The following is a 25,776-nucleotide window of genomic DNA, read 5'->3' as shown; positions in this document are numbered from 1 at the left end:
TTGCCACCGATTTTATAATAAAGTGGCAAATTGGTGGCAAATTTACATTTTTTTACGTTATTTATTGTCTAGTTTATTAAAATTTAGCTATTTATTTACAGGAACTTGAATTTCAGTTACAAATTCATCTACAATTCCAGTTTCATGTATATCTATTTTATATATCTCTATTGGCGCAGCATTTATTTTATAATTATTTTCTTCTATAAATCTAAATACTTTTTCCATATATATTTTATTATTAGAGTTACTTCCAGTATAATTTAATGTTACATAGTACCCCTCATCAAAAACTATATTATATATCTCCTCATTATCTTCCAAAAAACAAAATACAGACTTAAACTCATTAAAGATACCATTATTGATTGCTTCAATAGAAAAAGCAGAACCAATATTATTATTTCCAAGTATATTAAATCTGTCTTCATATTCTTTTTGAAGCTTTTGAATTAAGAAATCAAAATCCTCATCTCTTTCTATATCAGCATTTAATTCTAAGGCTTTTCTTTTTTCTATATATACAACTTCTATCTCATCTATTTTAGTATTTTGAATCACACTTTCAATTGAACTTAATCTTGTTATGATATTTTCCTTGTGACTTACAAGTTCAAGCATCTTTTTGTCAATTAAATCAAGTTCTTCATTTAATATAGTTTTTGTAGATTCTATACTTCTATCGTCTAAATATTCTTTTATCTTTTTCATTGGAAAATTCAAACTTCTAAATTCTTTTATCAAATTCAATTTCCATATATCAGATATATTATACATTCTATATCCATTGGTATCTCTAAATGGTTTTAGAATTCCTATTTCTTCATAGTACATTAAAGAATCTCTTCCTATACCATATATTTTAGATATTTCTCCTATTTTATAATAATCTTTCATTTATATATAAAGACCTCCATAATTATATTTTTTCTTAAAAATAAATAACTCGTCTATTTCCCTAATTCTATTTTAGAATATACTAAAAAATCGTCTAAAACAAGTTTTCAAAAATAAATTGTATTTTGTTAACTATCTAAATATATCTATATTTTGTTCATTATTCTATTATAATATTGATTATGATGTTTCTGACTCTACGCTTTTCAAAAGATATATTTGACTTTGTATTTACATCTATGCCATTATGTTTTTATATGATATTTTTTATTTCCAAAATATACCTTTATAAATTTAATAATATTGATATATTATTTCAGTATATTGTTCAAATATTAATTAACATTTAAATATTTTTAATATAAACACAGTTAGTATCAAAAAATCAAAGTATCTTATGGAGGAATGCTATGCCAAATTATGATTATATAAAAATGTTAAATAAAAAAGTAGAACTATTGTCTAAAGATTTAGAGAAAAGAAATTGTAAATTAAAAGTCTCAAACGAAATAGATTTTTTTACTAAAATGCCAAATAGAAAATGTATATATCAATATATTGATAATTGTATTTCAAAAAATACTTCTATTGGAATTATGTTATTAAATATTGATAATTTTAAATTATTCAATGATATATACGGATACCTAGTTGGAGAAAATTTATTAATTAATCTCATTCAAAAACTATTGTATTATGTTCCAGAATCTAAAGGAATAGTTGGCCATTTAAAAGGAGAAGGATTTTTGATTGCTATCCCAAATATATCAAAGGAAAAATTAGATGATATGGGAACATCTATTATAAAATCTGCTAGGGAATTAAAAATACAACTTCCTAATGAAAAAGAAGTCTATTCTAATGTTACATTTAGTATTGGTAGTACAGTTTGGAATGGTAAATCAGATGTAACTACTTTAATACTTTTAAATCAAGTATATAGTGCTTTAAAAAAAGCTAAAAGTGAAGGTAAAAATAGATACATTTCATTTGATTTTAATGATAATAATTTTTATAATAAATTAGAAAGTGATAAAGAATTTTTATCAGAAATATCATATGCTTTATTGGATAAACAAATTGAGGTATTTTACCAACCACTTTATAACATAAAAAGTAATACTATAGTTGGATGTGAAGCACTTGCACGCTGGAGACATCCTCTTAAAGGGCTTCTCACTCCAGATAAATTTATATCTTTATTTGAACACTCTGGACTTATAATAGAATTAGATTTATATTTATTTGAAGAAAACTGTAGAAATATAAGAAGATGGATTGATAACAATGATGTGTTTGTATCAATTTGTTGTAATTTTTCTCGTCTTCACTTTTTTAACCCTAATTTTCCAAGTACTTTAAAAAATATTACTGAGAAATACAGTATATCTACATCAAATTTTAGCATTGAAATTACAGAAAATATATTAATAGAAGATACAAATACAATTATTCAACAACTAAACGAATTACGTTCTTTTGGTTTTTCTGTATCAATAGATGATTTTGGCTCTGGATATTCATCCTTTGGTATGTTGCAAAATCTCCCTTTGGATATAATAAAAATTGATAAAATATTTTTATCCCATGACTTAAATGATTTTAAAAATACAACAATTTTGTATTCTATAATAAATATTGCAAGAGCTCTTGGTATGCTTACAGTATGTGAAGGTGTTGAAACAAAACAACAAGTAGAGTTTATCAAAAGCATAAACTGTGACATTGCTCAAGGTTTTTATTATGCAAAACCTATGGAATGTAAGCAATTTGAAAAGTTACTATCTAAAAAAAATACTTCAGATAAAATGTTTATCAAATATTCTGATATAGGAAAATCTTTAATAGAAAAAATCTTTGATGCATTTTTTATTATGCAAGATATGCAAAAACTAAGAGCAAATGTTATTGAAAATATTAAATGGTTTGATTTTTATAACAAAAAAGAACTTATATCTTTTTCTGAGGTGATAGAACACTTTGAAAAACATATCAAAGGTAAAAAATTTTCTATTCTTTATAAAAGTATAACTCCACATGATGTTGGTTCAGATTCATTACTAATTAGTGGAGAAGCTGTTTTATCTGATGAAACTACTGATTATCAAAAATATAGTAATTTCTATTTTAGTGCAAATTGTATTATTTCAGAAAATAAATTAATCTTAACAAAAATACATTTAGATTTAATTAAAACTGCTGGTTATATAAATGAATTTGAATCATATTCAATACCTAAAATGACAAACACTCATCTCGATGAAAGTAGTACTTTATCACAATTTTATTCAATGCTACCTGTAGGTATCATTCGCTATGATTTACTTGGTGATATGATTATTACATATATGAATGAGGAAATGTTTGATATTATAGGTTATACAAAAGAACAATTTTTTGGTGAAATGAGTGGCAACTTAAGAGCAATTGTTCATCCAGATGATTTAGATTTTGTTTATAAAAAAAGTTTAGAAATGATTGACACAAATAATATTAATCCTTTTTTATACAGATTTATAAAACGTAATGGTCAGATTGTTACAGTTATGTATAAACAATGTAATCTTTCTGCAATTGATGGAAGATCTATTGCACAAGGTATGTATATCGATGTTGATAAAATAAAAAATTTAATAGATATTTAATTTTAACTGTCTCAACTATAAATAAATTACAAATACTGTTATAGATTTATTAAATTAAAATTCCAATTTATGTATAATTAATAACAATCGTTCGACAAATTGATGATAAAATTCCCACTATGTGCTATAAGTTAATATATAATGCAATAAAATTAATTTAAATTTAAGGCACTAGGCTATTTAGAGTAACTATTTTTGATTTATTTGTGTTTTTATAATAAAATCATTTGATGCTATAAATCAGAGTTAACATAGATAAAATAAGTTTTTATATAAAAAACCTACTTTTACTTAAAATATTGCATAAATTTTTCTTATTTCATAGAAATGTCATAGTTCAACAAAGTTTTCTAATTTAAAAGCATTAATGTATAATATAATTAATTTATATAATATTAAGAAAGGGGAATATCATGAGCACACTCTCAAAAAAAGCACCTGAATTGGTAAGACATATTTTAATGAGTTTTTATGTAAATCGAGATATTAATGAGGTATTAAGATATCTGTCAAAAGATATTACTTGGATTGGTCCAGGGGAACAAGAGTTTCTCACTTCTTTTAATGAAATAAAAGACTATTTTTATGCTGGTCAAAATGAAGTCCCTTCTTGTGATATGAATAATGAAACATTTGAAGTTGTAAGTGAAGATAAATATAGGTGTATTGTAGTAGGAAAATATACTATTCGTACTAAAGAAAATGACCAAATGATTTTAGAGGTGTGTCAGCGTTGTACATTTGAAATAATTGAAAATAATGGACAGTTATTGGTGAGACATATGCACATATCAAATCCATATAGTGAAATGCAAGTTGATGAATTCTTCCCTAATAAAATAGGAACACAAAGTTATGATTATTTGCAAAGATTACTAAAGGAAAAAACAGAAGTAATTGAAATGATTACCAATAATATCAATGGTGGATTAAAAGGAAGTAATGATGATGATACATATTCATTCTTCTATGTCAATGAAGGATTACCCAAAATATTAGGATATACATACGATGAGTTTATTGAAATGAGTGGTGGCTCTGCAGTAGGTGCTGTATACCCACCAGATTTACCTAAAGCACTAGAAGATTGCCAACGTTGTTTTGCAAAAGGCACTACCTATTCATCTGAATATAGAATACGTAAAAAAGATGGAACATTAATGTGGGTATTAGACTCTGGAATGAAATCCTTAAATAGTGATGGTATCGTAAAAATTAATAGCATTATTACAGATATCACTCAACTAAAAAATATAGAGTCTGAATTAAAGTTAGAGAGAGAACGCTATCGCATTGCTTTACAAAACATTACAGATATTATGTTTGAATATGACATTGAAAACGATAACTTTATGATATATCAACGAGTTGAAATAGACCGAAAAATTGAACTAGAAAATTTTGAAACGAAAAATTATTCTAACATATTGAAAGATGGAAAAAGTATTCATCTTGATGATATTGGTAAATTATTAGAAGTACTTCGCGGAAATCTTCGTGAAACAATTGAAATACGACAGTTAGAATCATTAACTAAAGATGAATGGAGATGGATTCGTGTTCAATGTTCAGTTATTTATGATGGTGATCATAATCCAATCAAAACAATTGGCGTTTTGAAAGATATAACTGAAGACAAATCTAAATTAGAAAAATTAATTGCTCAAACTCAACGAGATCCATTAACACAGCTTTATAATCAAAAAGCATCAGAAAATTTTATAGATGAGTATCTTAACAGTACTAAACAAAAAAATAATGAAGCTTTAATGGTCATTGACATTGATGACTTTAAAACTGTAAATGATTCTTTTGGACATTTAGAAGGAAATGAAGTTTTAGTTGCTGTTTCAAAAATATTAATGCAAAATGCAGATGATAAGGATATAGTTGCTCGTATTGGCGGAGATGAGTTTATGATATTTATGAAATCGTTGACAAAGGATTTTGTAATAAAAAGTATTAATGATATTTTAACTGATGTAAGCAAAATAAAAGTAAAAAACAATCATCAAATAACATTAAGTATTGGTATCGCTTTTGCTACAGATTCAAGTAAATCATATAAAAACTTATTTTCTAAAGCAGATGAAGCTTTGTATTTAGCAAAAGCAAGTGGTAAAAATTGTTACAGAATATGTGAATAATATATTTATTTAACATATTCCATATTAATATAAATTTAATTTATAAGATATATACTTTTATAAATGCTATAATGAAGCACTGTAAACAGTAAATTCTTCCCAAGTTAAGTTATTACAATCAATATAATTTTTAATAATTCAACTTCTTTACTATATGCTCCAATCCTCTAACTACTACTTATATATTAAACTTTCTGAGGTTAACATATAGACCTCTTTACTGGTTTTTATACTATCTTTTAATCTTATACATATTTTATATATAACGAAATATTTTTGTATAAAAATATTTCGTTATATATAAGTTTCTAATTTTATAATCAATAATATAAGTTAAAATATTTGTCAATTTAATAAGATGTATTTTTAATTTGTGTTATTGTTTATAAGTCATCTCGATGATATACTGAAATTATTTAAAACATCTTTCATATGCTTAAAGAATAAAAGTACTATGAAAACAAAAAATTTAAAGAATATCCCCCTTTTACTGACAGTTTTTTCTTGGCATCAAAAGATGGAAATGCGATTTTTCCAAATGTCAAAAAACTTGATATTTCAGGAAGTCGCTACTTTAAATCAATTAATAAACTTAAAATACCTCTAAATCTAGAATCTTAATCAACATTTATAGTATATTCAAGTTGTAGTGCTAAGTTTACCCATTTACTCAAGTATCTAAATCTATTGTTAACTCTTTTTCATACTTTTTATAATTTTTTAATTTTTCTACTTCCACTTCAAGTAAATTGGATAAAATATTTTCATTTATGCTATCTTCATTGATTAATTTATTAAGTAAATGTTCTATATAATTACTATCTATCTTTTTTATTTCCATAAAAATTAGCCCTTCTAAATAAAATTTTATTAATTTATTTTTATTATATTATATTTGAAATTAAATCAATTTGTATTTGTAATTTTTTAGACACTCTTTATACTTATACTACTGCTATACTTTGATTAGGAAAATTAAATCTAATATAATTTTGTGATTATTTAAAAAAAGTCATATCTTAAAGGAGGTTTTTCTATTGAAGTTAAAAGAAAAATGGATTGATTTATTAAACCCAAAATATATTGAAAACGAGGAAAAAAGAAATAAAATACAGATTATAATATTTTTTTCTATAACTTTTGGTTTAACTTATTTATTAGGTTTTCTATTATATTTCAATAAGTTTATTGACCCAGAAAATTTTGGATTATTTATGATGATATTGCCCTTATCCTCAGTTGCAATCGCAAAATTTTATACAGAAGGAATGACTAATGATAAATATAAATTTTATTCATTAATAATATTATTTTTTCTAATTTACTTATTTTTACTTATTATTGAATTATTAAACTTAATAAATAATCAGCAATTTCAATCATTAAATACTATATTGGTTATTATAAGTAGTTTATCTATTATTCTTTATTCTGACAGTATAAAAGATTTGTCTCCTATAAAAAATATTAAAGTAGGTTGTTTATTAATTTTTTATTTCATGTTTTCCAAAATTATTCCAGAATCACTTAGCCTAATAATACAAGGAAATCAACCTAACTATGAAGGTATTTTTAATTATATATTCTCTTCTATGATGTTATTCTTATATATATACCCTTTTTTTGGTGAAGAATATGGTTGGAGAGGATTTTTGCAAGATATATTTTTTGATAGATTTGGTAAAAAAATTGGTATTCTAGCACTAAGTATGTGTTGGAGTTTGTGGCATTTACCTCTAATATTTACATTATATACACCCGAAACACCAGTATTAGGCTTAATAACTCGCTCAATATATATATTTGGAATTTCAATATTTTTAGGATATGTATACATGAAGACTAAAAATGTATGGTTTTGTGCTATAATCCACGCTTTAAATAATACATCTTTTCTTATATCAGGTTCTAGTATTACCTATTGTTCAACTATTACTTATTCTGATATATTAGAAATATCCATACTTATTTTAATTTTTTATGTTCCATTTCTATTTACAAAAGAATATAAGCAAAACATATAAAAATTATTATGTAAAGGAGATATACTATATTAACTTTTGGAATACCTATCTTATATTTATTGGAATAGGAATTATAATATTAACTACAATAATATACTTAATTAAATATAAAATTATTTTTTGTAGTGAAAAATATTTTAATAAATTAGAATCAATGTATGGAAATATAGATAAAAAAAGAATTGTTAAGTTGGAAGTACTTTATCGTTATGTAATAGGACTTGAGTACATAGTTATAGGTTTATTCATAAGAAAATTAGATGTTGCAATAATAGCATTAATATTAGTATCTATTATAACAATAGTATCCTATTATCTAGTCAGAAAGAAATATATAACTGTATAAATTATTTATAATAAAATGCTAATATAAGTGATAATCAAAAGAAGGTGATATGATTACTCTATCACCTTTTGCTTAGTCTAATATTGTATGATTTCATCCTGTTTTTGTTAACTAACTCTATTTTTATATAAAATCGTTCAACAAATTGCTGATATAAACTCTTAAATATGCTATAAATTAAAGTATATTATTTACAGAATGTAGATGGACTAAGGAAGGATTTTTAATATGCCTAAATCTAATAATGAGATATATAATATGGATGAATTGAAAAAATTCATAAAGAGGAAATAATTGATATAGAAAATATTATGATTATAGTTTTAAATTTTATAATAATATGAAAGAAATGAACTCTATTGAAAATATAAGAAAAGGCTAGAATTAAGTCATCCTTGAAATCTAAAAATAACCCTGTAACCTCATTTTATATTACTTTGTATGTAGCATTTTTAACAACCTTCTTTGTAATTATAATTAGTAAATTAAAAATATACTTTATTATCATTGAAAGTTTTATCTTGATTTTCTTTATTCTTATTCTAGGTAAAGCAAATAAAAAATCAATAGAGTTTAAAGAATACCAGATATATTGCATGACTTCATTACAAATGTTGGATGACATGGAAAATAAAAAATTTATAGAAAGAAAATATATAAAAAGAAGGTAACAAATAACTCTAGTTGCTACCTTCTAACCATCAATTCTTAAGTTTTGATATACTAAAATTTTCAACTTGAGACTTAAATAACTGCTCAATCTCGTCAATTATACTTTGTATCTTATTTTCATGTTCTAAATCATAATATATATTTATCTCACCGATGCTATTTATACTTATAGAATATTCTTTTCTTTCTATTATACATATGCTTCCACAATCTGATAAATCATTCTTGTATATTGATTTTAATTGTCTTTTTATCTTGAGAAAGTCTATCGCTGGATAAATATTATTTGGATAAAAACTCTTATCATTTATTAACATCTTATCCACCCCTTATCATTCTATTTATTAAATTTATACCTTAATCAAAATCATATTAAACATATTTTCCATATTTTTCATAATTATTTATAATAAAATATTAAATCTATATTTTGGCTTTTACAAACTCTCTAGCCTTATCCATTGTAGACCACACATCATTGTCATATATCTGAGTGAATTTTTTTCCTATAATCTTACTCATTTCTTTTATTTTATTGCAAGTTACTCCACCAATTACATACAGATTTTGTGTTTAATGTGGCTTATAGGCTTCTATATCTGTAACTAGATAACTTTCTTTTACTCTCTTGTAATATAGTCCTAAAATGTCTGCTGATACTTTATCATCACCACTATAAACAATTGTTTATACATTTGCTTCACATCATTATTTACAATACTCTTATTTAATATACCTTCTACAATTAACTTGGCCATACTTTCATATACAAGTTTTTTAGTTCTCTAATAATCTTCTTTATTGTCACAGAAAAAACTTTCAATTAACATTGCTGTAGGCTTTGAATCATTTAAAATATATCCACTAATATTGGTGCAACTCCAAGCAAAATAAATAATTCAAATTCTAAGTTTTATACAAAGCAAGAAGCACAATTGTTATTAGAAAAATAGAAAAATATCCTTATAGGTATACCAATTTTTCTGATGCTAACTCTTGGATTGCATTTTGGTAAAGCTGTATCACTTAGATGGTCAGTTAAAATACTTTTTTTCTATTTGTCAGTTAAATGTCAGTAATATAGATAATACAATTTACTTATAAAACATTTAAAATCACTATTGTTTAATAAAATTTATAATTATTTGCTATTTGCTGTTGACATTGGTACTATACTATAGTTTATCATCTATATTAGTAATAAATAAAATTATTAATTAATAGTTTCATAATTTTTATAATAGCTTTACAAGGAGTGATAATAAATGGATACAAAAATATCTATAGACGAAAACATAAGTTTGGGCAAAAGGTTTTTTAAATACTTAGCTCCATCTGTAGTTGCAATGTGGGTTTTCTCATTATATACAATGGTTGATGGAATATTTGTAAGTAAAGGAGTTGGAGAATTAGCCTTAGCTGCTGTTAATATATCTATGCCTTTTATTAATTTTATATTTGCGGTTTCTTTGTTATTTTCAACTGGTGCATCTACTATAATCGCAATTTATCTAGGAAAAAAAGATATCAAATCTGCAAATGAAGTTTTTTCATTTAATTTAGTATCAATAATTATACTATCATTAATTATATTGGCAGTAACCTTTTTTAACTTAGATAGATTGGCACTATTTTTAGGTGCCACAGAATCTACAATTGGTATGGTTAAAGACTACCTAGGAATAATAATATTTTTTAATGGTTTCTTTATAGTCTCCTATTCTTTAGAAGTTATAATAAAAACTGATGGATTCCCAATATTGGCTACTGTTGGTGTTATAATATCAGCCCTTACAAACATCATACTAGATTATTTATTTGTAATAGAGTTTGGATGGGGTGTAAAGGGTGCTGGTATTGCGACTGGTTTGTCTCAAGTTTTTTCTACTGTTTTTTTCTTAATACACTTTTTTAGAAAAAACTCAACTTTGAATTTTTCTAAATTTAAGGTTAATTTTAAGACACTTAGAAAAATTCTCTTTATAGGTTTCCCTGATTCAACTACTGAATTAAGCTGCGGTATAGTTGTTTTACTTTTTAACTTGAGTCTTACTAAATATATAGGAGAAAATGCGCTTATTTATTATAGTGTTATAAACTATATAAACACATTGGTTCTTATGACTATGATGGGTATCACTCAGGGTATGCAACCACTTACTAGTTTTTATTATGGTGCAGGAAACATAGATAATGTAAAGAAATTATTGAAGATGGGTGTAAAAGCTACAATAATAGCTTCAATAGCTGTATTTGCAATCTGTATGACTTTTTCAGAACCAATAGTTTCTCTGTTTATTCACCCAGAAGAGACTATATTATTCAATGAAGGAGTTCATGTATTTAAAATATTCTCTATATCATTCTTATTAGTTGGATTTAATGTAATAATTTCAGGATTCTTTGTTTCAGTAGAAAAACCATCAATTTCTACAGTTATATCTCTTGGTAGAGGTCTTATAATCGTCTCTCTAAGTTTAATTGTAATGATACTAATGTTTGGTGGTCAAGGAATATGGATGACTACTATTGTTTCTGAATTTATATGCCTTATTGCATCAATAATTTTCTTAAAGAAGAATTTTTCTACATTAGATTCTAGTCTAAAAAAAATAGCTTAAACAAAAGTAGCAATAATAATATATAAAATACAGAATACCTATTATACAATCTTGCAAACATCAATACTTTGCATACATTAAGATTGTATAATAGGTATTTTATTTATGTACTTATTTTATTTCTAAATAACCATAACCATCTTTTATTACATTTCCTTTTACTTCATATTCTACAGGAGTTCTAAATACTGGCCCATCTACTACAAATGTATGATATTCTCCATGCTCTCCACATGGGTCTGAGCCTGTTTCTTTTATCTTTTTCACAAGTTCTCTGGTTAATTTTTTTCCTAGAAATTCCTCTCCTAAATGCTTTAAGTTTACTTTTGTTATGACACTACAAAATCCACTATCTATAAATTCATATACCAATTCCTCTCTACTTTCTTGCCACAATGGTAGTTCTACCTTCATACCAACTGCATCACATCTGTCAGAGTCCCACTTTTTGTGACTTTCTATATCTATATCTCCATATGCACATATTGTTGCTCCCATGTTTTTAGCTTTTATTAAAGCTCTCTCAAAACTCTCTTCATACCCTTCTACTCCACATTCAGCAACTAACAAAGGTAGTCCAATACTATCACTTACTTGTTTAAGCATCTTATGCTCTAAGTTATGAGTCCATGATTTTCCATGTTCTTCACTTATAGTTGTCAAGAGTGCCACAGGCTTATATCCTTTTTCCAACATTCTATTTAATGCTAATATACTATCTTTACCACCACTAAATGACATTACAAATTTTTCATCAGCCATTCCTAACACCTCTTTCTTTTAACTTTACTTACTATCCTAATTATACCAAATTTTTAAGTTATATAGCAAATTATATAGTATTTTAAATCATTAGTTTACTATAAAGAATGTACCTAAAATTAAAAGTATAACCCCTATGTATTTGTATAAATGCATTGTTTCTTGTCCCAAAATCACACTATCAATAAAAAAACCGATTAGAACTTGAGATACAAGTGTTAATATAAGTGTATTTGATACCCCTAAGTTTGGAATTGCTTTTACTGTAAAATATATTATTAGCCCTCCAAATACTCCTCCTAGCAATAACTTATAATTAAAACCATTTAAAGATACTAAACATTTTAAATCTCCAGCAACTATTATACTTGCAAGAAAAAATATTGCTCCTACAGTCAAACTTATAAAGGTGGCAACCAATGCTGTTGTACTCTTACCTAATTCTCCATTTATAAAAGCTTCAAGAGCAGTAGACCCACCCGCCAATAATGCAAATATTATTGCCCATAATTTTGTCATGGACAAACCTCCTCCTATATAATTCTATTAATAAGAGTTTATGATACAACCTATTAATTAATTACTAACTAGAGTTTTATTTTTATACTATGTGGCTTTATTTGAGTATAAATTTCTGTTATAATTGTTCTATTGATTTTGGAGGTGATTTTATGTATACAAATTTTAATATCAATTTTGATAACTTTAATAAAAAGGAAAATGCTACTAAATTTATGATAATGGGAGTGTTACTTGTTATATTAGGATTCTTGTGCCTTACGTTTAAGACTCTAGGTATAAAATTAATTTCTTGGACTTTTGGAGTTGCACTTTTATTCTTTGCATATTTAAATCTTAAAAACATTAATGAGTTAAAAAGATATGCTACTAAAGAAGAAATTAAACCATCTACCAATGTTCAATGGATTCTAATAATTACATGTATACTACTTTTTATATTTCCTCAAAAAATACAGAGTATTTTCTCATTACTTTTGGGCTTTTATTTAATTTTTAATCAACTCGTAGTGTTTGTAAATAGTAAAAATAATCCATATTCTAAGTTTACAACTTGGAATATAGTTAAAACTTTATTTGGTATATGCCTTATATTGTCACCACTATTTTTATCTAGATTTATAGTCTCAATAATGTCATTTTTTATAATATTATTTGGACTTGCTCTATTTTTTTCTGGAAACAAATCTAGAAAGTATTAATTATTTTGTTGCTTTATTCTTCATTACTTAAAATAGAATTTGTTTAAGTCACCTATTTGTGGTAATATGTTTTTTGTACAAATTTAATGTACAATTTTATTAGAAATAGGTGATTACTTTGGATAAATTTAAATATGCTTTTGATAATAAAAGATATCATACTTGGAATTACTACCTTAGAAATACATTTGGAGAAAAAGTCTTTAAAGTATCAATAAATGCAGGATTTACTTGCCCAAATATTGACGGAAGTATTGGCTATGGTGGTTGTACTTATTGCAGTAAAGAAGGTTCAGGCGACTTTGCTGGAAATCCTAAGGATAATCTTATTAATCAATTTTATAATATAAGAGAAATGATGTTAAAAAAATGGCCTCATGCTAAATATATTGGCTACTTTCAAGCTTATACAAATACTTATGCACCTCTTGAGGTTTTAAAAGATAAATATGAAACTATACTATCTCTTGATGATGTTATAGGCCTTTCAATCTCAACAAGACCTGACTGTTTACCAGATGATGTAGTTGATTATCTATCTGAACTTAATAAAAGAACTAATCTATGGGTTGAACTTGGACTTCAGACAATTCATGATTCTACATCTAAAATTATAAATAGAGGACATGATTATAAAACATTTGTTGAAGGTGTTGAAAAATTAAAGGCTAAAAATATAAAAGTAGTTGTACACATTATAAATGGTCTACCTGGTGAAGATTATAATATGATGATGGAAACTGCTAAGGCAGTCGGCAAAATGAATGTGGATGGTATAAAAATACATCTATTACATGTTATAAAAGATACTCCTATGGAGAAAATGCTTCAAAATGGGATGTTAACTCTTATGAGCCAAGATGAATACATTAATCTTGTTTGTGACCAACTAGAAATATTACCTGAAACTATGATAATTCATAGACTTACTGGCGATGGTAAAAGAGATGAACTGGTTGGACCTTTATGGAGTTTAAAAAAATGGGAGATTTTAAATCAAATTGATGATACATTAAAATCTCGAAACTCCTATCAGGGGTGTAAATTTATTCAAGGTTAAATAAATGATTAAAGATAACATAATAGCTATAGATAGCTTTATATAAACATAAATCTATCTATAGTTATTTTATTGTTTCCAAAGCAAATTTCATATTAAAAATTACAATGAAAAATACCCCTATATAAATATATAAGGACAAAATACATACTCTTAAATACTTTCTGTTTTCTCAGTTTGTTTTAATTTATTAGACTTATAGAACATTTTTATTCCATCATAAGAAAGATTAAGTGCTATTACAGCTGATATCAACATTAACATCACTCCAAACAGCTTTCCTATAGAAAAACTTTCTCCTAGCATAGTGCATCCAATTATAACAGAGCCAACTAATTCTACTGATGCTACAACACCTGCAACAGATAACTCTACACCTTTAGATATACCTGCTGCATAAAAAATATATGCAAGTGCCGCTGGAACAACCCCTAACATCAACATACAAGATAAAATATTTAAATCTTTAGCATAGGTTAATATTTCCCATGGTCTAGCAGAAGGAATCATAAATATCGCTCCAAATAAAAAGCTGTAAACTAATATTGTTGAACTTGAAAATTCTTTTAAGGCATTCTTACTAATAGTTGGCATAAGTGCATACGCTATTGCAGATAATATTCCAAGCAATAATCCCATAGTACTTAAGTTTTGAAAATTTAAACTTCCACCAGTTACTGCCATAATAGCTCCAATAAAGCAAAAAATCAGCGAAAATATTTTACTTCTAGTAATACTCTCTTTATAAAAAAATTTTGAAAATACAGCTAAAAACAATGGCGATGTATACAATAAAACTGCTGCTACAGATACACCTACAGTATCAATAGCTTTAAAGTAACATAAATTAAACATAGCTTGACATATAATTCCTATTATTACTGAATAAATAATTCCTCTTTTGTTTATTTTCAAAATATGTGGTGTTCTTATAGCTGAATAAACACCTAAAACTATAAATCCAAAAAATAATCTTGTAAATGCTACTTGTTCTGATGTCAATCCACTTCCCATCAGAAACTTTCCAAACAACCCAAGTGTAGCCCATAAGATTCCTGCTGTTGCTATAAATACATACCCTTTACTTTTTTCTCCCATCTTAAATACCCCTCTACTATTATTTAGTCAATACACATCATTTTTATCAAGCAAAAACTATGCCACTTTTATTTTATTTATATCGACACTAAAAACTTAGAATTTGCAACAATATTACTAGTTTTTCAACTTTTCTATAGTTATTTCAAGTATATTTTAAGTTGATTTAGACTCGCTTTAATTGTAAAATAAGTTATATATAACTTATTCAAAGTTAAAATAGACTGAAGTTTATGTATTATATAAAGATTATACTTTTAATTATATTTAATAAATTAAATATATTTTAATATATCATTAAAAATTTAGGGGGACAATAGGGAAAATGGATTTAGATTTAGAGTTTTATAAAAAAATATTAGAGGCTTCTCATGACGAAATATGTGCATCTGATGATAAAGGTATAATAATATATTGTAATAAGGCATTTGAAGAAAATTATGGTCTAAAAAAAGAAGATATTTTAGGAAAAAATGTTTCTTTCTTAGAAGAATCTGGATATTCAACAAAAAGCCCCATACCAGTAGTATTGAGAACAAAGTCTAAATTTTCACTTGAACAAGATACTCAAACAGGAAAAAAACTTATTATAACTGCAAGTCCTGTATTTGATGAAAATGGTGAGCTAGAATTCACTGTTGAAAATTGTAGAGATATAACCGAACTTAATAATATAAAAAATAAACTTGAAGATACAAAAAAACAAGTAAAAAAATACAAATCTGAAGTGGAAACACTATATAGAACCGCTCTTAGGATTGAAGATACAGTAATTATGGATGGCATAGTTATGAGACCTATTATGAATACAGTCAACCATGTTTCTAAAACTGATGTAAGTGTACTATTATTAGGAGAATCTGGAACAGGAAAGAGTTCACTTGCTAGATATATACATCACAATAGCAACAGGTCAAGTGGTCCATTTATAACTATAAACTGTGCAACCATATCTCCACAACTACTTGAATCTGAACTTTTTGGATATACTTCAGGTGCTTTTACAGGTGCAAGTACCAAAGGTAAAGTTGGTCTTGTAGAATTGGCTAACGGAGGAACTCTTTTTTTAGATGAAATAGGTGATATACCACAAAATCTACAAGCAAAATTTTTACAATTGATACAAGATAGGACTTTTACTCCAGTCGGAAGTTTAAAAAATAAAAAAGTTGACATAAGAATTATATCCGCTACAAATGCTGACTTAATTTCTAAAGTAAAAGAAAAAAAATTTAGAGAAGATTTATATTATAGATTAAATGTTATAGAAATAAAACTCCCTCCACTTAGAGAAAGAAAGGATAATTTAGTAGAGATTATAAAATATTATTTTAATAGATATTCAAGTGACTTTAATCTAAACAAGACAATTTCAAAAGAAGCTATAAGTATTATTGCAAACTACAGATTTCCAGGTAATATAAGAGAGTTACAGAATATAATTCAAAAAATCTTACTTACTTGTAGAGATAATCATATAACAACAGACGATTTACCAAGTATACTCACTAAAAATGTAAATATTGTAAATTATGGAAATAACCCTCCAACATACACAACCAATGTAGATAATTCTCTACATATTGATTATAAGAACAAAAACTTTGACACCTTGATTATGGAGTATGAAAAAAATGTAATTTTGGATGCTTATGAGAAATTTGGTAGTTCTTATAAAGTAGCTAGACAACTTGAAATTTCTCAATCCAAGGCTAATAGGCTAATTAGAAAGTATACTAATACTTAATTTTAAATTTGATAAATAAAAACTTAACATTATTTACATATTGTAAATTTCGCCAATTACTGGTATTATGAATATGGTTGAAATTATTTAAATAAATGTGATTGACTTAATTTCATATATTTACCATTAAACTTTTATCATAAATATCATATCATAATAATATATTTAATAAGTCTAATAAACTATACGAGGTGTAAATATGTTAATGAATACCCATTTTATTATGGCAAAATCGATACTTAATAATATAGATGAAAATAAAACATTCTTTATAAGCGAAAAAAATTTTATATATGGTAATATAAAGCCAGATGCTTTTTCTAAATATAAATTAAAAAAACATTATATGGATGAATCATTTAATATGATTGCTTCTAAAATAAAATATCTGTGCAGTCTTACTATAGACAGTGTTTCTAAATATTTTTCAGTAAGTAGACTTAGTCAAGAGCTTGGTGTTATCTGCCACTTTTTATGCGATTTTTTCTGCTTAGCTCATAGTGAACGCTGGGAATTTAAGCATAGTTTGAATAAACATGTTACTTATGAAAGAGAACTTGGAGCATTTGCAAAGGATGTTGATTTATCTAAAATTAAAGGTAATACTATAAATAGTGGATTTGAAAAATTTTTTGTTAAACTTTACAATGAATACAAAAAGAAAAGCGACTATATGAATGATTTAAAATTTTCAGCTTATACTTGCAATAGTGTTATAAATTATATATTAGATTCTATTTTATCTAATACAATAAAATCATACCATATAGCAAATTGTGGTTAACTTAAGAATTTTAAACTGACAATTAATATAATCAAAATGACTGCTCTACAGAATATAAAATCTAGTTTTATAATTCTACTGAACAGTCATTTTTTTATACTGAATAGGTAATACCTTATAAAATTGATTAATTAGTAAATCAACAAACAAAAATAATTTACTAATTTTTTATTACTTCTCATCAATCTTATATCTAACTGTTTATTTTTATGATAGCATCTATAGCACTTTTTACACTATCTACTACATAATTTGCACTTTGTTTTACTTCTTCTCTTGCCTTTGACATTACAAAACTATATTTAAATCCCTCTAACATACAAATATCATTTGGAGAATCTCCAATAGTAGCAACTTCATCTGGACTTACATTTAGAGTTTTTATTACATGTTCTATGCTACCTCTTTTCGATACACTTTTAGGAACTATGTTTAAAGTATAAGTACTAGAAAAATATATTTCCAACACTTCACTAAACTCACTTTTTAAATATAATTCTATTCTAGACAACTCTTCTAAATTTTCAGAGCATATACCAATATTGCCTATAAGATTATCAAAACTATCTCTTTTCTCAAAATCGGGGTCCACTATAAAATCGCTAGAATAATGTCTAAAAGCTGTTGTGTCACTATCTACAATTACATCTCCTTTATATTTAAAATACAATTGTGCATCAGTTGATTCAAATCTATCAATAACTTTTTTTACTAATTTATCATCTATAGTTTGCTTAAAAATCACATTATAGTCTTTATCATGTATAAATGCACCATTTTCACATATATAATAGCCATTCATATCTAAGCTCCCTTCGATAATATCACGAGCCTGTTTGAAAACTCTACCTGTAGCAACATTAAACTGTACTCCTCTTTTTTCTATTTCCTCAATTGCTACTATATCTTCTTTTGTTATAGCTCCATTTTCATATAAAGTTCCATCTAAATCACAAAATATATGTTTTATCATAAATTAAAAGCCTCCAAAAATGATTTTATATTATACCAATACTTTAAATATAATCAATATCACAATAGTTTAAAGTTTTTCTAATTGTATTCTCAGCTCATTAAGTAAATCTCTAGTAGCTCTCAATCTTATTTTTCTTCTATCTCCATTAAATATATTTTTTTTCACTATTATTTTTCCATTTATATATATTGCAGTATAAACCAACCCTACAGGCTTTTCCTCAGTTCCTCCACCAGGTCCAGCTACTCCAGTTGTAGATATACCTATATTAGCTCCAAGCCCTTTAGCAACGCCCTCAGCCATTTCTATTGCTGTTTGTTCACTTACTGCTCCAAAGTCTTCTAAAGTTTCTTTTTTTACTCCCAATCTTTTCATTTTGGCTTCATTAGAATATGTTACACATCCTTCAAGAAATACAGAAGATATTCCTGGGTAGTTTATAAGAGATGAAGATACCAAACCTCCAGTACAAGATTCAGCCACTGCTATTGTTAAGTTTTTTTCTACAAGAAGCTTAGAAACAGCATCTTCTAATGCAGACTCTCCTTCAGATACTGAAATATCTCCTTCAGTATATACATATTTACCTACTCTGTCCTTTATCTTTTCTTCTACTGGTCTTATAAATTCAAAAGCTTGTTCTTCATTTTCAGCTTTTGCAGTTATTCTTATTGTAACTTCTAATTCCTTTGCATACAAAGCAACTGTTGGATTAGTTTGTTCATCAATTATATCTAAAATTTCCAATTCTAGGTTTGACTCCCCTATTCCATACAATCTTAAAGTTTTTGATACTAGCATTTCCTTTGTAAATTGTTGTAGGTAAGGTTTGACACTTTCATTAAACATTGCCTTCATTTCTCTTGGAGGTCCAGGTAGTACTATTATACTTTTATCATCTTTCTTTAAAATAGCTCCTGGTGCTGTTCCATTATTATTTTTTAATACTATAGCATCCTTTGGAAAATATACTTGTTTCATATTATTTTCGGCCATTTTTTTTCCTGTTTTAACAAAGAATGATTCTAAGACTTCTAATGATGGTTTATGTAATTCTAATTCCTGTCCAAAATACTCTGCTGCAGTTTCTTTTGTCATATCATCACCAGTTGGTCCAAGACCTCCTGTAGTAATTACTAAATCACTTCTTTTTAAGCTTTCATCAAAACATTCTAAGAGTCTTTGCTTATTATCTCCAACTGTACTTTGATGGTATACTTCTATTCCCAATGCTGCAAGTTCTTTAGCTAAAAATTGAGAGTTTGTATTTACTATATCTCCCAACAGTATCTCTGTTCCTACACTTATTATTTCTGCTTTCAAATTTTATCACTCCTTGATTTATAGCCACTAAGACTAGTCTTAAGTTCATACCACTAATTTTAGCAAAAATAATGATATAAATAAAGTTAAAAAATCATTCAAATCTATCTGTAAGTTAGATTATCACTCTAAAACCACACATAATATAAACTTCACATGTAGTGGTACTTTCATCATCAACCATTAATTCATATAATTAAGTAAGTAAATTAAAAAATTTAATTTAAAAATAATAAAATTTAAAATAGGGGTGTATAATATGAAAATAGCAGTTATAATGGGTGGAATATCATCAGAGAGAGAAGTTTCTTTAAATTCAGGAAAAGAAATATATAATAATCTTGATAAAAGTAAATATGATGTTGTAAAGGTGATAATAGATGATAAAAAAGATATATTTACAAAAATACCAGAAGATACAGATTTTGCAGTACTAGCACTACATGGGAAATTTGGTGAAGATGGATGCATTCAGTCAGTACTTGAGACTATGGATATACCATATTCTGGATGTGGACCTCTTTGTAGTGGAATGTGTATGGACAAAAACATCACTAAAAAAATGCTTAGAGATTCAGACCTTCCTACTGCTCCATGGGCTTTAGTAAAATCAATTGATGAAATAAATTATGATGAGATAGACAAAATAGGCTATCCAGTATTTATAAAACCAAATTCAGGAGGTTCAAGTGTTGCTACATTCTTCATCCATTCCAAAGATGAAGTTGAAGAAGCAGTTCGTAAAGGTTTAGAAGTTGATGAGTTTGTAATGATTGAAAAATATATACCAGGTGGAGAATATACTTCATTCATATTAAATGGCGAAGTATTTCCTACTATATCTATAAAATCAGACTCAGGATTCTTTGATTATGAAGCTAAATACTCACTTGAAAAAGGAGCAAAAGAAGAAGTTATTTATTTAGATGATGAACTTCAAAAAAGAGTAAATGAGATTTCTGAGACTTGTTGGAAAATTTTTAATTGCAAAGCATATGTAAGAGTTGATATGATTATAAGTGAAGGTATTCCTTATGTTCTTGAGCTAAATACTCTTCCTGGCATGACTAAAACTAGTTTAATACCTAGAAGTGCCGCTGCTAAAGGTCTTGAGTATAGCCAATTATTAGATAAACTTATAGAATACTCTTTAAATTAGATAATACAATTTGAGGTGGTAATTTGATATTTTCAAATCTAAGATTAAATGATAGTGAACCAATTTATATACAAATTAAAAATTATATAAGTGATATGATATCAAAAGGATTAATTCCAGACAATAGTAAGCTCCCTTCTACAAGGGAGCTTAGTCAGCTTTTACAAGTTAGTAGAAATTCCATAGTCTTAACTTATGAAGAACTAAAATCAGAGGGCTTAATCTACTCTGTTTCAGGAAAAGGTACATTTGTTAATTCAAAAAATAAATCTTCAAACACTACATGGTCTTTAAATTGGGATTGTTTAGAGAATACATACTCTAAAAAAGCTAATGAATTAGATATTATAAAAAGCGAAATACCTTGGAGCTCTAACCTAATATCATTTAAAAGTATATCTCCTGATGGAGATTTATTTGATATGGAGGAATTAAAAAAATCTTTTTTAAATAGAATCTCATTAGAAGGTCACAAACTACTTAACTATGGATATGCACAAGGTTATAAACCTCTTATTGACTATTTGCTTGAATATATGACAAATAAGGGCGTTGATATTAATAACAAAGATATATTAATTACAAATGGATTTACAGAAGGCTTTGATATTATTATGTCCTCTTTCACTCAAGAAGGAGACTATATAATTTGTGAAAATCCTACTCACAACACAGCTATAAAAATTATGAAGTCACACAATCTCAATATTTTAGGTGTGGATATATCTGAAAATGGTTTAGATTTCAATATGCTCGAAAATCGTTTAATTGAGTACAAAAATAAAATAAAATTTGCATATATTACACCTTCTTATCACAACCCAACAGGGATTGTAATGACCCCTGAAAATAGATATAGATTCTATAATCTTATGAAAAAATACAATATAGCAATTATAGAAGATGGATTTAATGAAGAATTACTCTACAATAGTTCTCATATATTTCCCCTCTGCTCTCTTGATAATATGAATAATGGTGTTGTATATATTGGTAGCTTTTCAAAAATTTTATTTCCTGGAATAAGAATTGGATGGATTTTTGCAGATAAAAAAGTTATAGATAAGTTAGAAAGTGTAAAAAGGTGCAGAAATATACATGTATCTTTTTTAGACCAAGGTATTTTATTTGATTATTTAAGTAATGGAGGATTTGAAAAATACGTAAAAAAAATACGTAAATTCTATGGGGATAAATTTAACTTCGCCTATGAATGTGTAAAAAAATATATGCAAACGGAATATATCTTAGGTGATGGTGGTTTGCATATATTTATCAAGCTTAAGAATATAGATACTAGAAAGCTATTAGAAAAATGTTACAAAAAAAATGTTATCTTCATGCCTGGAGATTTATTTTTTACAAATGGCTTTGGTTCTGACACTTTAAGACTTGGATTTTCGAGACTCTCTTTTGAAGATATTGAAACTGGTATAAAAATAATAGGAGAAACTATAGATGAAATGTCCTAGGTTAACTAAATATTGTTAGCCTAGTTTATTTTTATGAGGTATAATATATATAGTTTATATGAATCTAACATGGGGGATAATATGAGTAAAAAGTCAAAACGAAAGAAGATTAATAAATTAAAGCTAACAATTGTAATAACTGTATTATTTCTTGCCTTACTATCTATATATGAGATATTTTTCTCTAAATCCAACAAAAAAGATAATATAAAAAGTCAAGAAACTATGCAAGATAAAAACAATACAACAGAGGATTCTAAAAATAATCAAAACTCTACTAAAAAACAGGAAGATAACAACATTAAGCCCACTTTTTCATATTCTTCAATACCAGATAACATAAAAAACAAAATGATTGGTAAATCTATGCCTTCTGATGAACCTATAGGATTTGATAGTTTATCTTACTTGCAACTTACCTACTACGGATTTGATGAAAAAACTCATCAAGGTGAGATGATAGTAAATAGTGAACTAGCTTCAGAAGTTGTCGATATTTTTAAAGAGTTATATGAAAAAAAATATCCAATTGAAAAAATTAAATTAATAGACGATTATGATGCTGTAGATGAAAAATCTATGTCTGATAATAATACATCTGCATTTTGTTATAGAACTGTAGCTGGTACAAATACTGTCTCAAATCATGGTAAAGGACGTGCTATAGATATAAATCCATTACAAAACCCACATGTTTCTGGAGACAATGTTAGCCCTAAGGTAAGCACTGTTTATGCAGATAGGTCGGCTTTAAAATTTGGAATGATAAAAAAGGGTGATGATTGTTATAATGCTTTTGTAAGCAGAGGTTGGAGTTGGGGTGGATATTGGAAAAACCCAGACTACCAACATTTTGAAAAATAATAGATTAGAAATAAAGGTGAATTATATGAATTTAATGACATTGGAAAATATAAGTAAAAGCTATTCTGAAAAAAAATTACTTGAAAATATATCTCTTGGTATCAATGATGGAGAAAAAATAGGACTTATTGGTGTAAATGGTACTGGTAAATCTACTTTACTTAAAATTATTGCAGGAACTGAAGAAAGTGAAACTGGCAATATAACAAAGGCTAATGGTATTAGAGTAGAATATCTTCCTCAAAACCCAACTTATGATGAAAATTCAACTGTTCTAGAACAAGTATTTAATGGAACTTCAGAAGAATTAAAACTCCTTGGTAAATACCAAGAAACTTTAGAAAAACTTAATTCTAACTTTACAGATGAACTAAATAAAAAATTATTATCCATGCATGAGAAGATAGATGCTTTAAACCTTTGGGATTTAGAAAGCGAAGCCAAATCTGTACTTACAAAGCTTGGTATAAATGATTTCAATCAAAAAATAATAGAACTTTCTGGTGGTCAAAGAAAAAGAGTTTCTCTAGCCTCAGCTCTTATTACTCCTTGTGAGCTTTTAATACTAGATGAACCAACAAACCATCTAGATAATGATACCATCGATTGGCTTGAAGAATACCTAAATTCAAGAAAAGGTTCATTGCTTATGATAACTCATGATAGATATTTTTTAGACCGTGTTACAAATAGAATAATTGAATTAGATAAAGGTAGATTATTTAGCTATGATGGTAATTATTCAATATTTTTAGAAAAGAAAATGGAAAGACTTGCATTAGAATCAAGTATTGAGGATAAACGACAAAATTTAATTAGAACAGAACTTGCATGGGTTAGACGTGGAGCTCAAGCTCGTAGCACAAAACAAAAATCTCGTCTACAAAGATTTGATGAACTTGTAAATAGAGACTCTTTCAAACCTGATGAAAATATTGATATATCGGTTGCCTCAAGTAGGCTTGGAAATAAAATAATAGAAATACACAATATATCTAAATCTTTTGAAGAAGTTACAGTTATAGATAATTTAGAATATACTTTAGCACGTACAGATAGAATTGGCATAATAGGTAAAAATGGTATGGGTAAATCAACTCTAATAAACATAATAAATGGGAAATTAGCCCCTGATAGTGGATATATCTCAATTGGAGAAACTGTAAAAATAGGTTGCTTTTCTCAAGATGATTCTCATATGAACATTGACATAAGGGCTATAGACTATGTAAAAGAAGCTAGTGATTATATAGAAACTTCTGATGGTACTAGGATTACAGCTTCTCAAATGTGTGAAAGATTCCTTTTTAATGGTACCATGCAGTATACTTTGATAGGCAAACTATCTGGTGGTGAGAGAAGAAGACTACACCTTCTTAGAATTCTTATGACAGCTCCTAATGTACTTCTTTTGGATGAGCCTACAAACGACTTAGATATAGAAACACTAAAAATATTAGAAGAATATCTTGATGAATTTAAAGGTGTAGTAATTACAGTATCACATGATAGATATTTCCTAGATAGAATCTGTAATAAAATATTTGCATATGAAGGAAATGGAAAAATTCATATTTATACAGGTAATTATAGTGACTATCTTATTTATAGAGAGATTCAAGGAATTGAATTTGAAGAATCTAAAAAAGAATCACTTAAAAATGATGATTCAACTGCTCCAAAAAAAGAAAAACCTAAAAATGATAAAAAACTTAAATTCTCATACAATGAGCAAAGAGAGTTTGAAAATATTGATTCTGACATAGAAAAACTTGAATCTAAAATTGCAAAACTTGATGAAAGTACTTCAAAATTTGCAACTGATTTTACTAAACTTCAAGAAATTTTAGATGAAAAATCAAAATTGGAAAAAGAACTTGAGTACAAATATGAAAGATGGGAATATCTAAATAATTTAGCTGACGAAATAGCTAATAATAAATAATATTAAAACATCTA

General features: G+C 26.4%; 21 protein-coding genes. 13 read left to right on the top strand and 8 right to left on the bottom strand.

The window, feature by feature from the left end; translation table 11 throughout:
• Positions 1 to 87: 87 nt before the first annotated feature.
• Positions 88 to 897 carry a MerR family transcriptional regulator gene (locus IC758_RS07065; RefSeq protein ID WP_227432767.1) on the bottom strand — a complete coding sequence of 270 codons (810 nt, stop codon included), beginning with the start codon at positions 895 to 897 and terminating at the stop codon, positions 88 to 90.
• A gap of 410 nt (positions 898 to 1,307) precedes the next feature.
• Between IC758_RS07065 and IC758_RS07060 the strand changes: the two genes are divergently transcribed.
• Both IC758_RS07060 and IC758_RS07055 read left to right on the top strand, forming a co-directional pair.
• Complete coding sequence (locus IC758_RS07060; protein ID WP_227482294.1) at positions 1,308 to 3,542, top strand: EAL domain-containing protein; 2,235 nt, start codon at positions 1,308 to 1,310, stop codon at positions 3,540 to 3,542.
• 413 nt (positions 3,543 to 3,955) lie between these two features.
• Positions 3,956 to 5,689 (top strand): sensor domain-containing diguanylate cyclase, encoded by a 1,734-nt coding sequence (locus IC758_RS07055; RefSeq protein ID WP_227823702.1) that lies wholly within the window; start codon positions 3,956 to 3,958, stop codon positions 5,687 to 5,689.
• Between the two features lie 670 nt (positions 5,690 to 6,359).
• On the opposite strand, the gene IC758_RS07050 is transcribed toward IC758_RS07055, so the two are convergent.
• Entirely contained in the window at positions 6,360 to 6,530 is a 171-nt protein-coding gene (locus tag IC758_RS07050) for a hypothetical protein (RefSeq protein WP_227482292.1), read from the bottom strand.
• Positions 6,531 to 6,726: 196 nt separating this feature from the next.
• Between IC758_RS07050 and IC758_RS07045 the strand changes: the two genes are divergently transcribed.
• Positions 6,727 to 7,713: a CPBP family intramembrane glutamic endopeptidase gene (locus tag IC758_RS07045; RefSeq protein ID WP_227482291.1), complete on the top strand. Its 987-nt coding sequence runs from the start codon at positions 6,727 to 6,729 to the stop codon at positions 7,711 to 7,713.
• A gap of 28 nt (positions 7,714 to 7,741) precedes the next feature.
• Positions 7,742 to 8,059, top strand: coding sequence for a hypothetical protein (locus IC758_RS21200; RefSeq protein WP_227482290.1), 318 nt, complete (start codon positions 7,742 to 7,744; stop codon positions 8,057 to 8,059).
• 701 nt (positions 8,060 to 8,760) lie between these two features.
• On the opposite strand, the gene IC758_RS07035 is transcribed toward IC758_RS21200, so the two are convergent.
• Positions 8,761 to 9,048, bottom strand: coding sequence for a hypothetical protein (locus IC758_RS07035; RefSeq protein ID WP_227482289.1), 288 nt, complete (start codon positions 9,046 to 9,048; stop codon positions 8,761 to 8,763).
• Between the two features lie 948 nt (positions 9,049 to 9,996).
• Here IC758_RS07035 and IC758_RS07030 point away from each other — a divergent pair.
• Complete coding sequence (locus tag IC758_RS07030) at positions 9,997 to 11,352, top strand: MATE family efflux transporter (RefSeq protein WP_227860837.1); 1,356 nt, start codon at positions 9,997 to 9,999, stop codon at positions 11,350 to 11,352.
• Positions 11,353 to 11,463: 111 nt separating this feature from the next.
• Here the strand turns inward: IC758_RS07030 and IC758_RS07025 are convergent, their stop codons facing one another.
• Together IC758_RS07025 and IC758_RS07020 are read right to left on the bottom strand one after the other, a co-directional pair.
• Positions 11,464 to 12,114 (bottom strand): diphthine--ammonia ligase, encoded by a 651-nt coding sequence (locus IC758_RS07025; RefSeq protein ID WP_227434322.1) that lies wholly within the window; start codon positions 12,112 to 12,114, stop codon positions 11,464 to 11,466.
• Positions 12,115 to 12,204: 90 nt separating this feature from the next.
• Entirely contained in the window at positions 12,205 to 12,633 is a 429-nt protein-coding gene (locus IC758_RS07020; protein ID WP_227434321.1) for a DMT family transporter, read from the bottom strand.
• Between the two features lie 152 nt (positions 12,634 to 12,785).
• On the opposite strand from IC758_RS07020, the gene IC758_RS07015 reads away from it, so the two are divergent.
• Entirely contained in the window at positions 12,786 to 13,334 is a 549-nt protein-coding gene (locus IC758_RS07015) for a DUF308 domain-containing protein (RefSeq protein WP_227434320.1), read from the top strand.
• A 118-nt stretch (positions 13,335 to 13,452) separates the two neighbouring features.
• A complete protein-coding gene (locus IC758_RS07010; protein ID WP_227482288.1) occupies positions 13,453 to 14,394 on the top strand; it encodes a TIGR01212 family radical SAM protein in 942 nt (313 codons plus the stop codon).
• Between the two features lie 153 nt (positions 14,395 to 14,547).
• Here the strand turns inward: IC758_RS07010 and IC758_RS07005 are convergent, their stop codons facing one another.
• Positions 14,548 to 15,492 carry a DMT family transporter gene (locus IC758_RS07005; RefSeq protein ID WP_227434318.1) on the bottom strand — a complete coding sequence of 315 codons (945 nt, stop codon included), beginning with the start codon at positions 15,490 to 15,492 and terminating at the stop codon, positions 14,548 to 14,550.
• 325 nt (positions 15,493 to 15,817) lie between these two features.
• Here IC758_RS07005 and IC758_RS07000 point away from each other — a divergent pair, with 325 nt between their 5' ends.
• The gene (locus IC758_RS07000) at positions 15,818 to 17,239 is read left to right on the top strand and encodes a sigma-54 interaction domain-containing protein (RefSeq protein ID WP_227434317.1); all 1,422 of its coding nucleotides are present in this window, start codon (positions 15,818 to 15,820) and stop codon (positions 17,237 to 17,239) included.
• Between the two features lie 199 nt (positions 17,240 to 17,438).
• A complete protein-coding gene (locus IC758_RS06995) occupies positions 17,439 to 18,023 on the top strand; it encodes a zinc dependent phospholipase C family protein (protein WP_227434316.1) in 585 nt (194 codons plus the stop codon).
• Positions 18,024 to 18,216: 193 nt separating this feature from the next.
• On the opposite strand, the gene IC758_RS06990 is transcribed toward IC758_RS06995, so the two are convergent.
• Positions 18,217 to 18,996: an HAD family hydrolase gene (locus tag IC758_RS06990; protein ID WP_227434315.1), complete on the bottom strand. Its 780-nt coding sequence runs from the start codon at positions 18,994 to 18,996 to the stop codon at positions 18,217 to 18,219.
• A gap of 69 nt (positions 18,997 to 19,065) precedes the next feature.
• Entirely contained in the window at positions 19,066 to 20,322 is a 1,257-nt protein-coding gene (locus tag IC758_RS06985; RefSeq protein WP_227831182.1) for a competence/damage-inducible protein A, read from the bottom strand.
• Between the two features lie 259 nt (positions 20,323 to 20,581).
• On the opposite strand from IC758_RS06985, the gene IC758_RS06980 reads away from it, so the two are divergent.
• From IC758_RS06980 to IC758_RS06965, 4 genes are all read left to right on the top strand, one after another.
• Positions 20,582 to 21,481, top strand: coding sequence for a D-alanine--D-alanine ligase (locus IC758_RS06980; protein WP_227482284.1), 900 nt, complete (start codon positions 20,582 to 20,584; stop codon positions 21,479 to 21,481).
• Between the two features lie 23 nt (positions 21,482 to 21,504).
• Positions 21,505 to 22,953 (top strand): PLP-dependent aminotransferase family protein, encoded by a 1,449-nt coding sequence (locus tag IC758_RS06975; RefSeq protein ID WP_227831183.1) that lies wholly within the window; start codon positions 21,505 to 21,507, stop codon positions 22,951 to 22,953.
• Between the two features lie 81 nt (positions 22,954 to 23,034).
• On the top strand, positions 23,035 to 23,817 hold the full coding sequence (locus IC758_RS06970) for a M15 family metallopeptidase (protein ID WP_227831184.1): 783 nt from the start codon (positions 23,035 to 23,037) through the stop codon (positions 23,815 to 23,817).
• A 25-nt stretch (positions 23,818 to 23,842) separates the two neighbouring features.
• The gene (locus IC758_RS06965) at positions 23,843 to 25,762 is read left to right on the top strand and encodes an ABC-F family ATP-binding cassette domain-containing protein (RefSeq protein ID WP_227834615.1); all 1,920 of its coding nucleotides are present in this window, start codon (positions 23,843 to 23,845) and stop codon (positions 25,760 to 25,762) included.
• The last annotated feature ends 14 nt before the right edge of the window (positions 25,763 to 25,776 follow it).

Origin of the sequence: Clostridioides sp. ES-W-0016-02, from assembly GCF_020641035.1 — a bacterium.
GTDB lineage: Bacteria > Bacillota > Clostridia > Peptostreptococcales > Peptostreptococcaceae > Clostridioides.
The sequence above is the reverse complement of the archived record's forward strand: the minus strand, read 5'-3'. Positions and strand labels throughout refer to the sequence as shown.

Coding starts and splice junctions, on each gene's coding strand:
- IC758_RS06990 (WP_227434315.1), bottom strand. CDS start 18,996: ATGATAAAACATATATTTTGTGATTTAGATGGAACTTTATATGAAAAT.
- IC758_RS07015 (WP_227434320.1), top strand. CDS start 12,786: ATGTATACAAATTTTAATATCAATTTTGATAACTTTAATAAAAAGGAA.
- IC758_RS07055 (WP_227823702.1), top strand. CDS start 3,956: ATGAGCACACTCTCAAAAAAAGCACCTGAATTGGTAAGACATATTTTA.
- IC758_RS06980 (WP_227482284.1), top strand. CDS start 20,582: ATGAAAATAGCAGTTATAATGGGTGGAATATCATCAGAGAGAGAAGTT.
- IC758_RS07000 (WP_227434317.1), top strand. CDS start 15,818: ATGGATTTAGATTTAGAGTTTTATAAAAAAATATTAGAGGCTTCTCAT.
- IC758_RS07025 (WP_227434322.1), bottom strand. CDS start 12,114: ATGGCTGATGAAAAATTTGTAATGTCATTTAGTGGTGGTAAAGATAGT.
- IC758_RS06995 (WP_227434316.1), top strand. CDS start 17,439: ATGTTAATGAATACCCATTTTATTATGGCAAAATCGATACTTAATAAT.
- IC758_RS06970 (WP_227831184.1), top strand. CDS start 23,035: ATGAGTAAAAAGTCAAAACGAAAGAAGATTAATAAATTAAAGCTAACA.
- IC758_RS07005 (WP_227434318.1), bottom strand. CDS start 15,492: ATGGGAGAAAAAAGTAAAGGGTATGTATTTATAGCAACAGCAGGAATC.
- IC758_RS07050 (WP_227482292.1), bottom strand. CDS start 6,530: ATGGAAATAAAAAAGATAGATAGTAATTATATAGAACATTTACTTAAT.
- IC758_RS06965 (WP_227834615.1), top strand. CDS start 23,843: ATGAATTTAATGACATTGGAAAATATAAGTAAAAGCTATTCTGAAAAA.
- IC758_RS07035 (WP_227482289.1), bottom strand. CDS start 9,048: ATGTTAATAAATGATAAGAGTTTTTATCCAAATAATATTTATCCAGCG.
- IC758_RS07060 (WP_227482294.1), top strand. CDS start 1,308: ATGCCAAATTATGATTATATAAAAATGTTAAATAAAAAAGTAGAACTA.
- IC758_RS07020 (WP_227434321.1), bottom strand. CDS start 12,633: ATGACAAAATTATGGGCAATAATATTTGCATTATTGGCGGGTGGGTCT.
- IC758_RS07030 (WP_227860837.1), top strand. CDS start 9,997: ATGGATACAAAAATATCTATAGACGAAAACATAAGTTTGGGCAAAAGG.
- IC758_RS07065 (WP_227432767.1), bottom strand. CDS start 897: ATGAAAGATTATTATAAAATAGGAGAAATATCTAAAATATATGGTATA.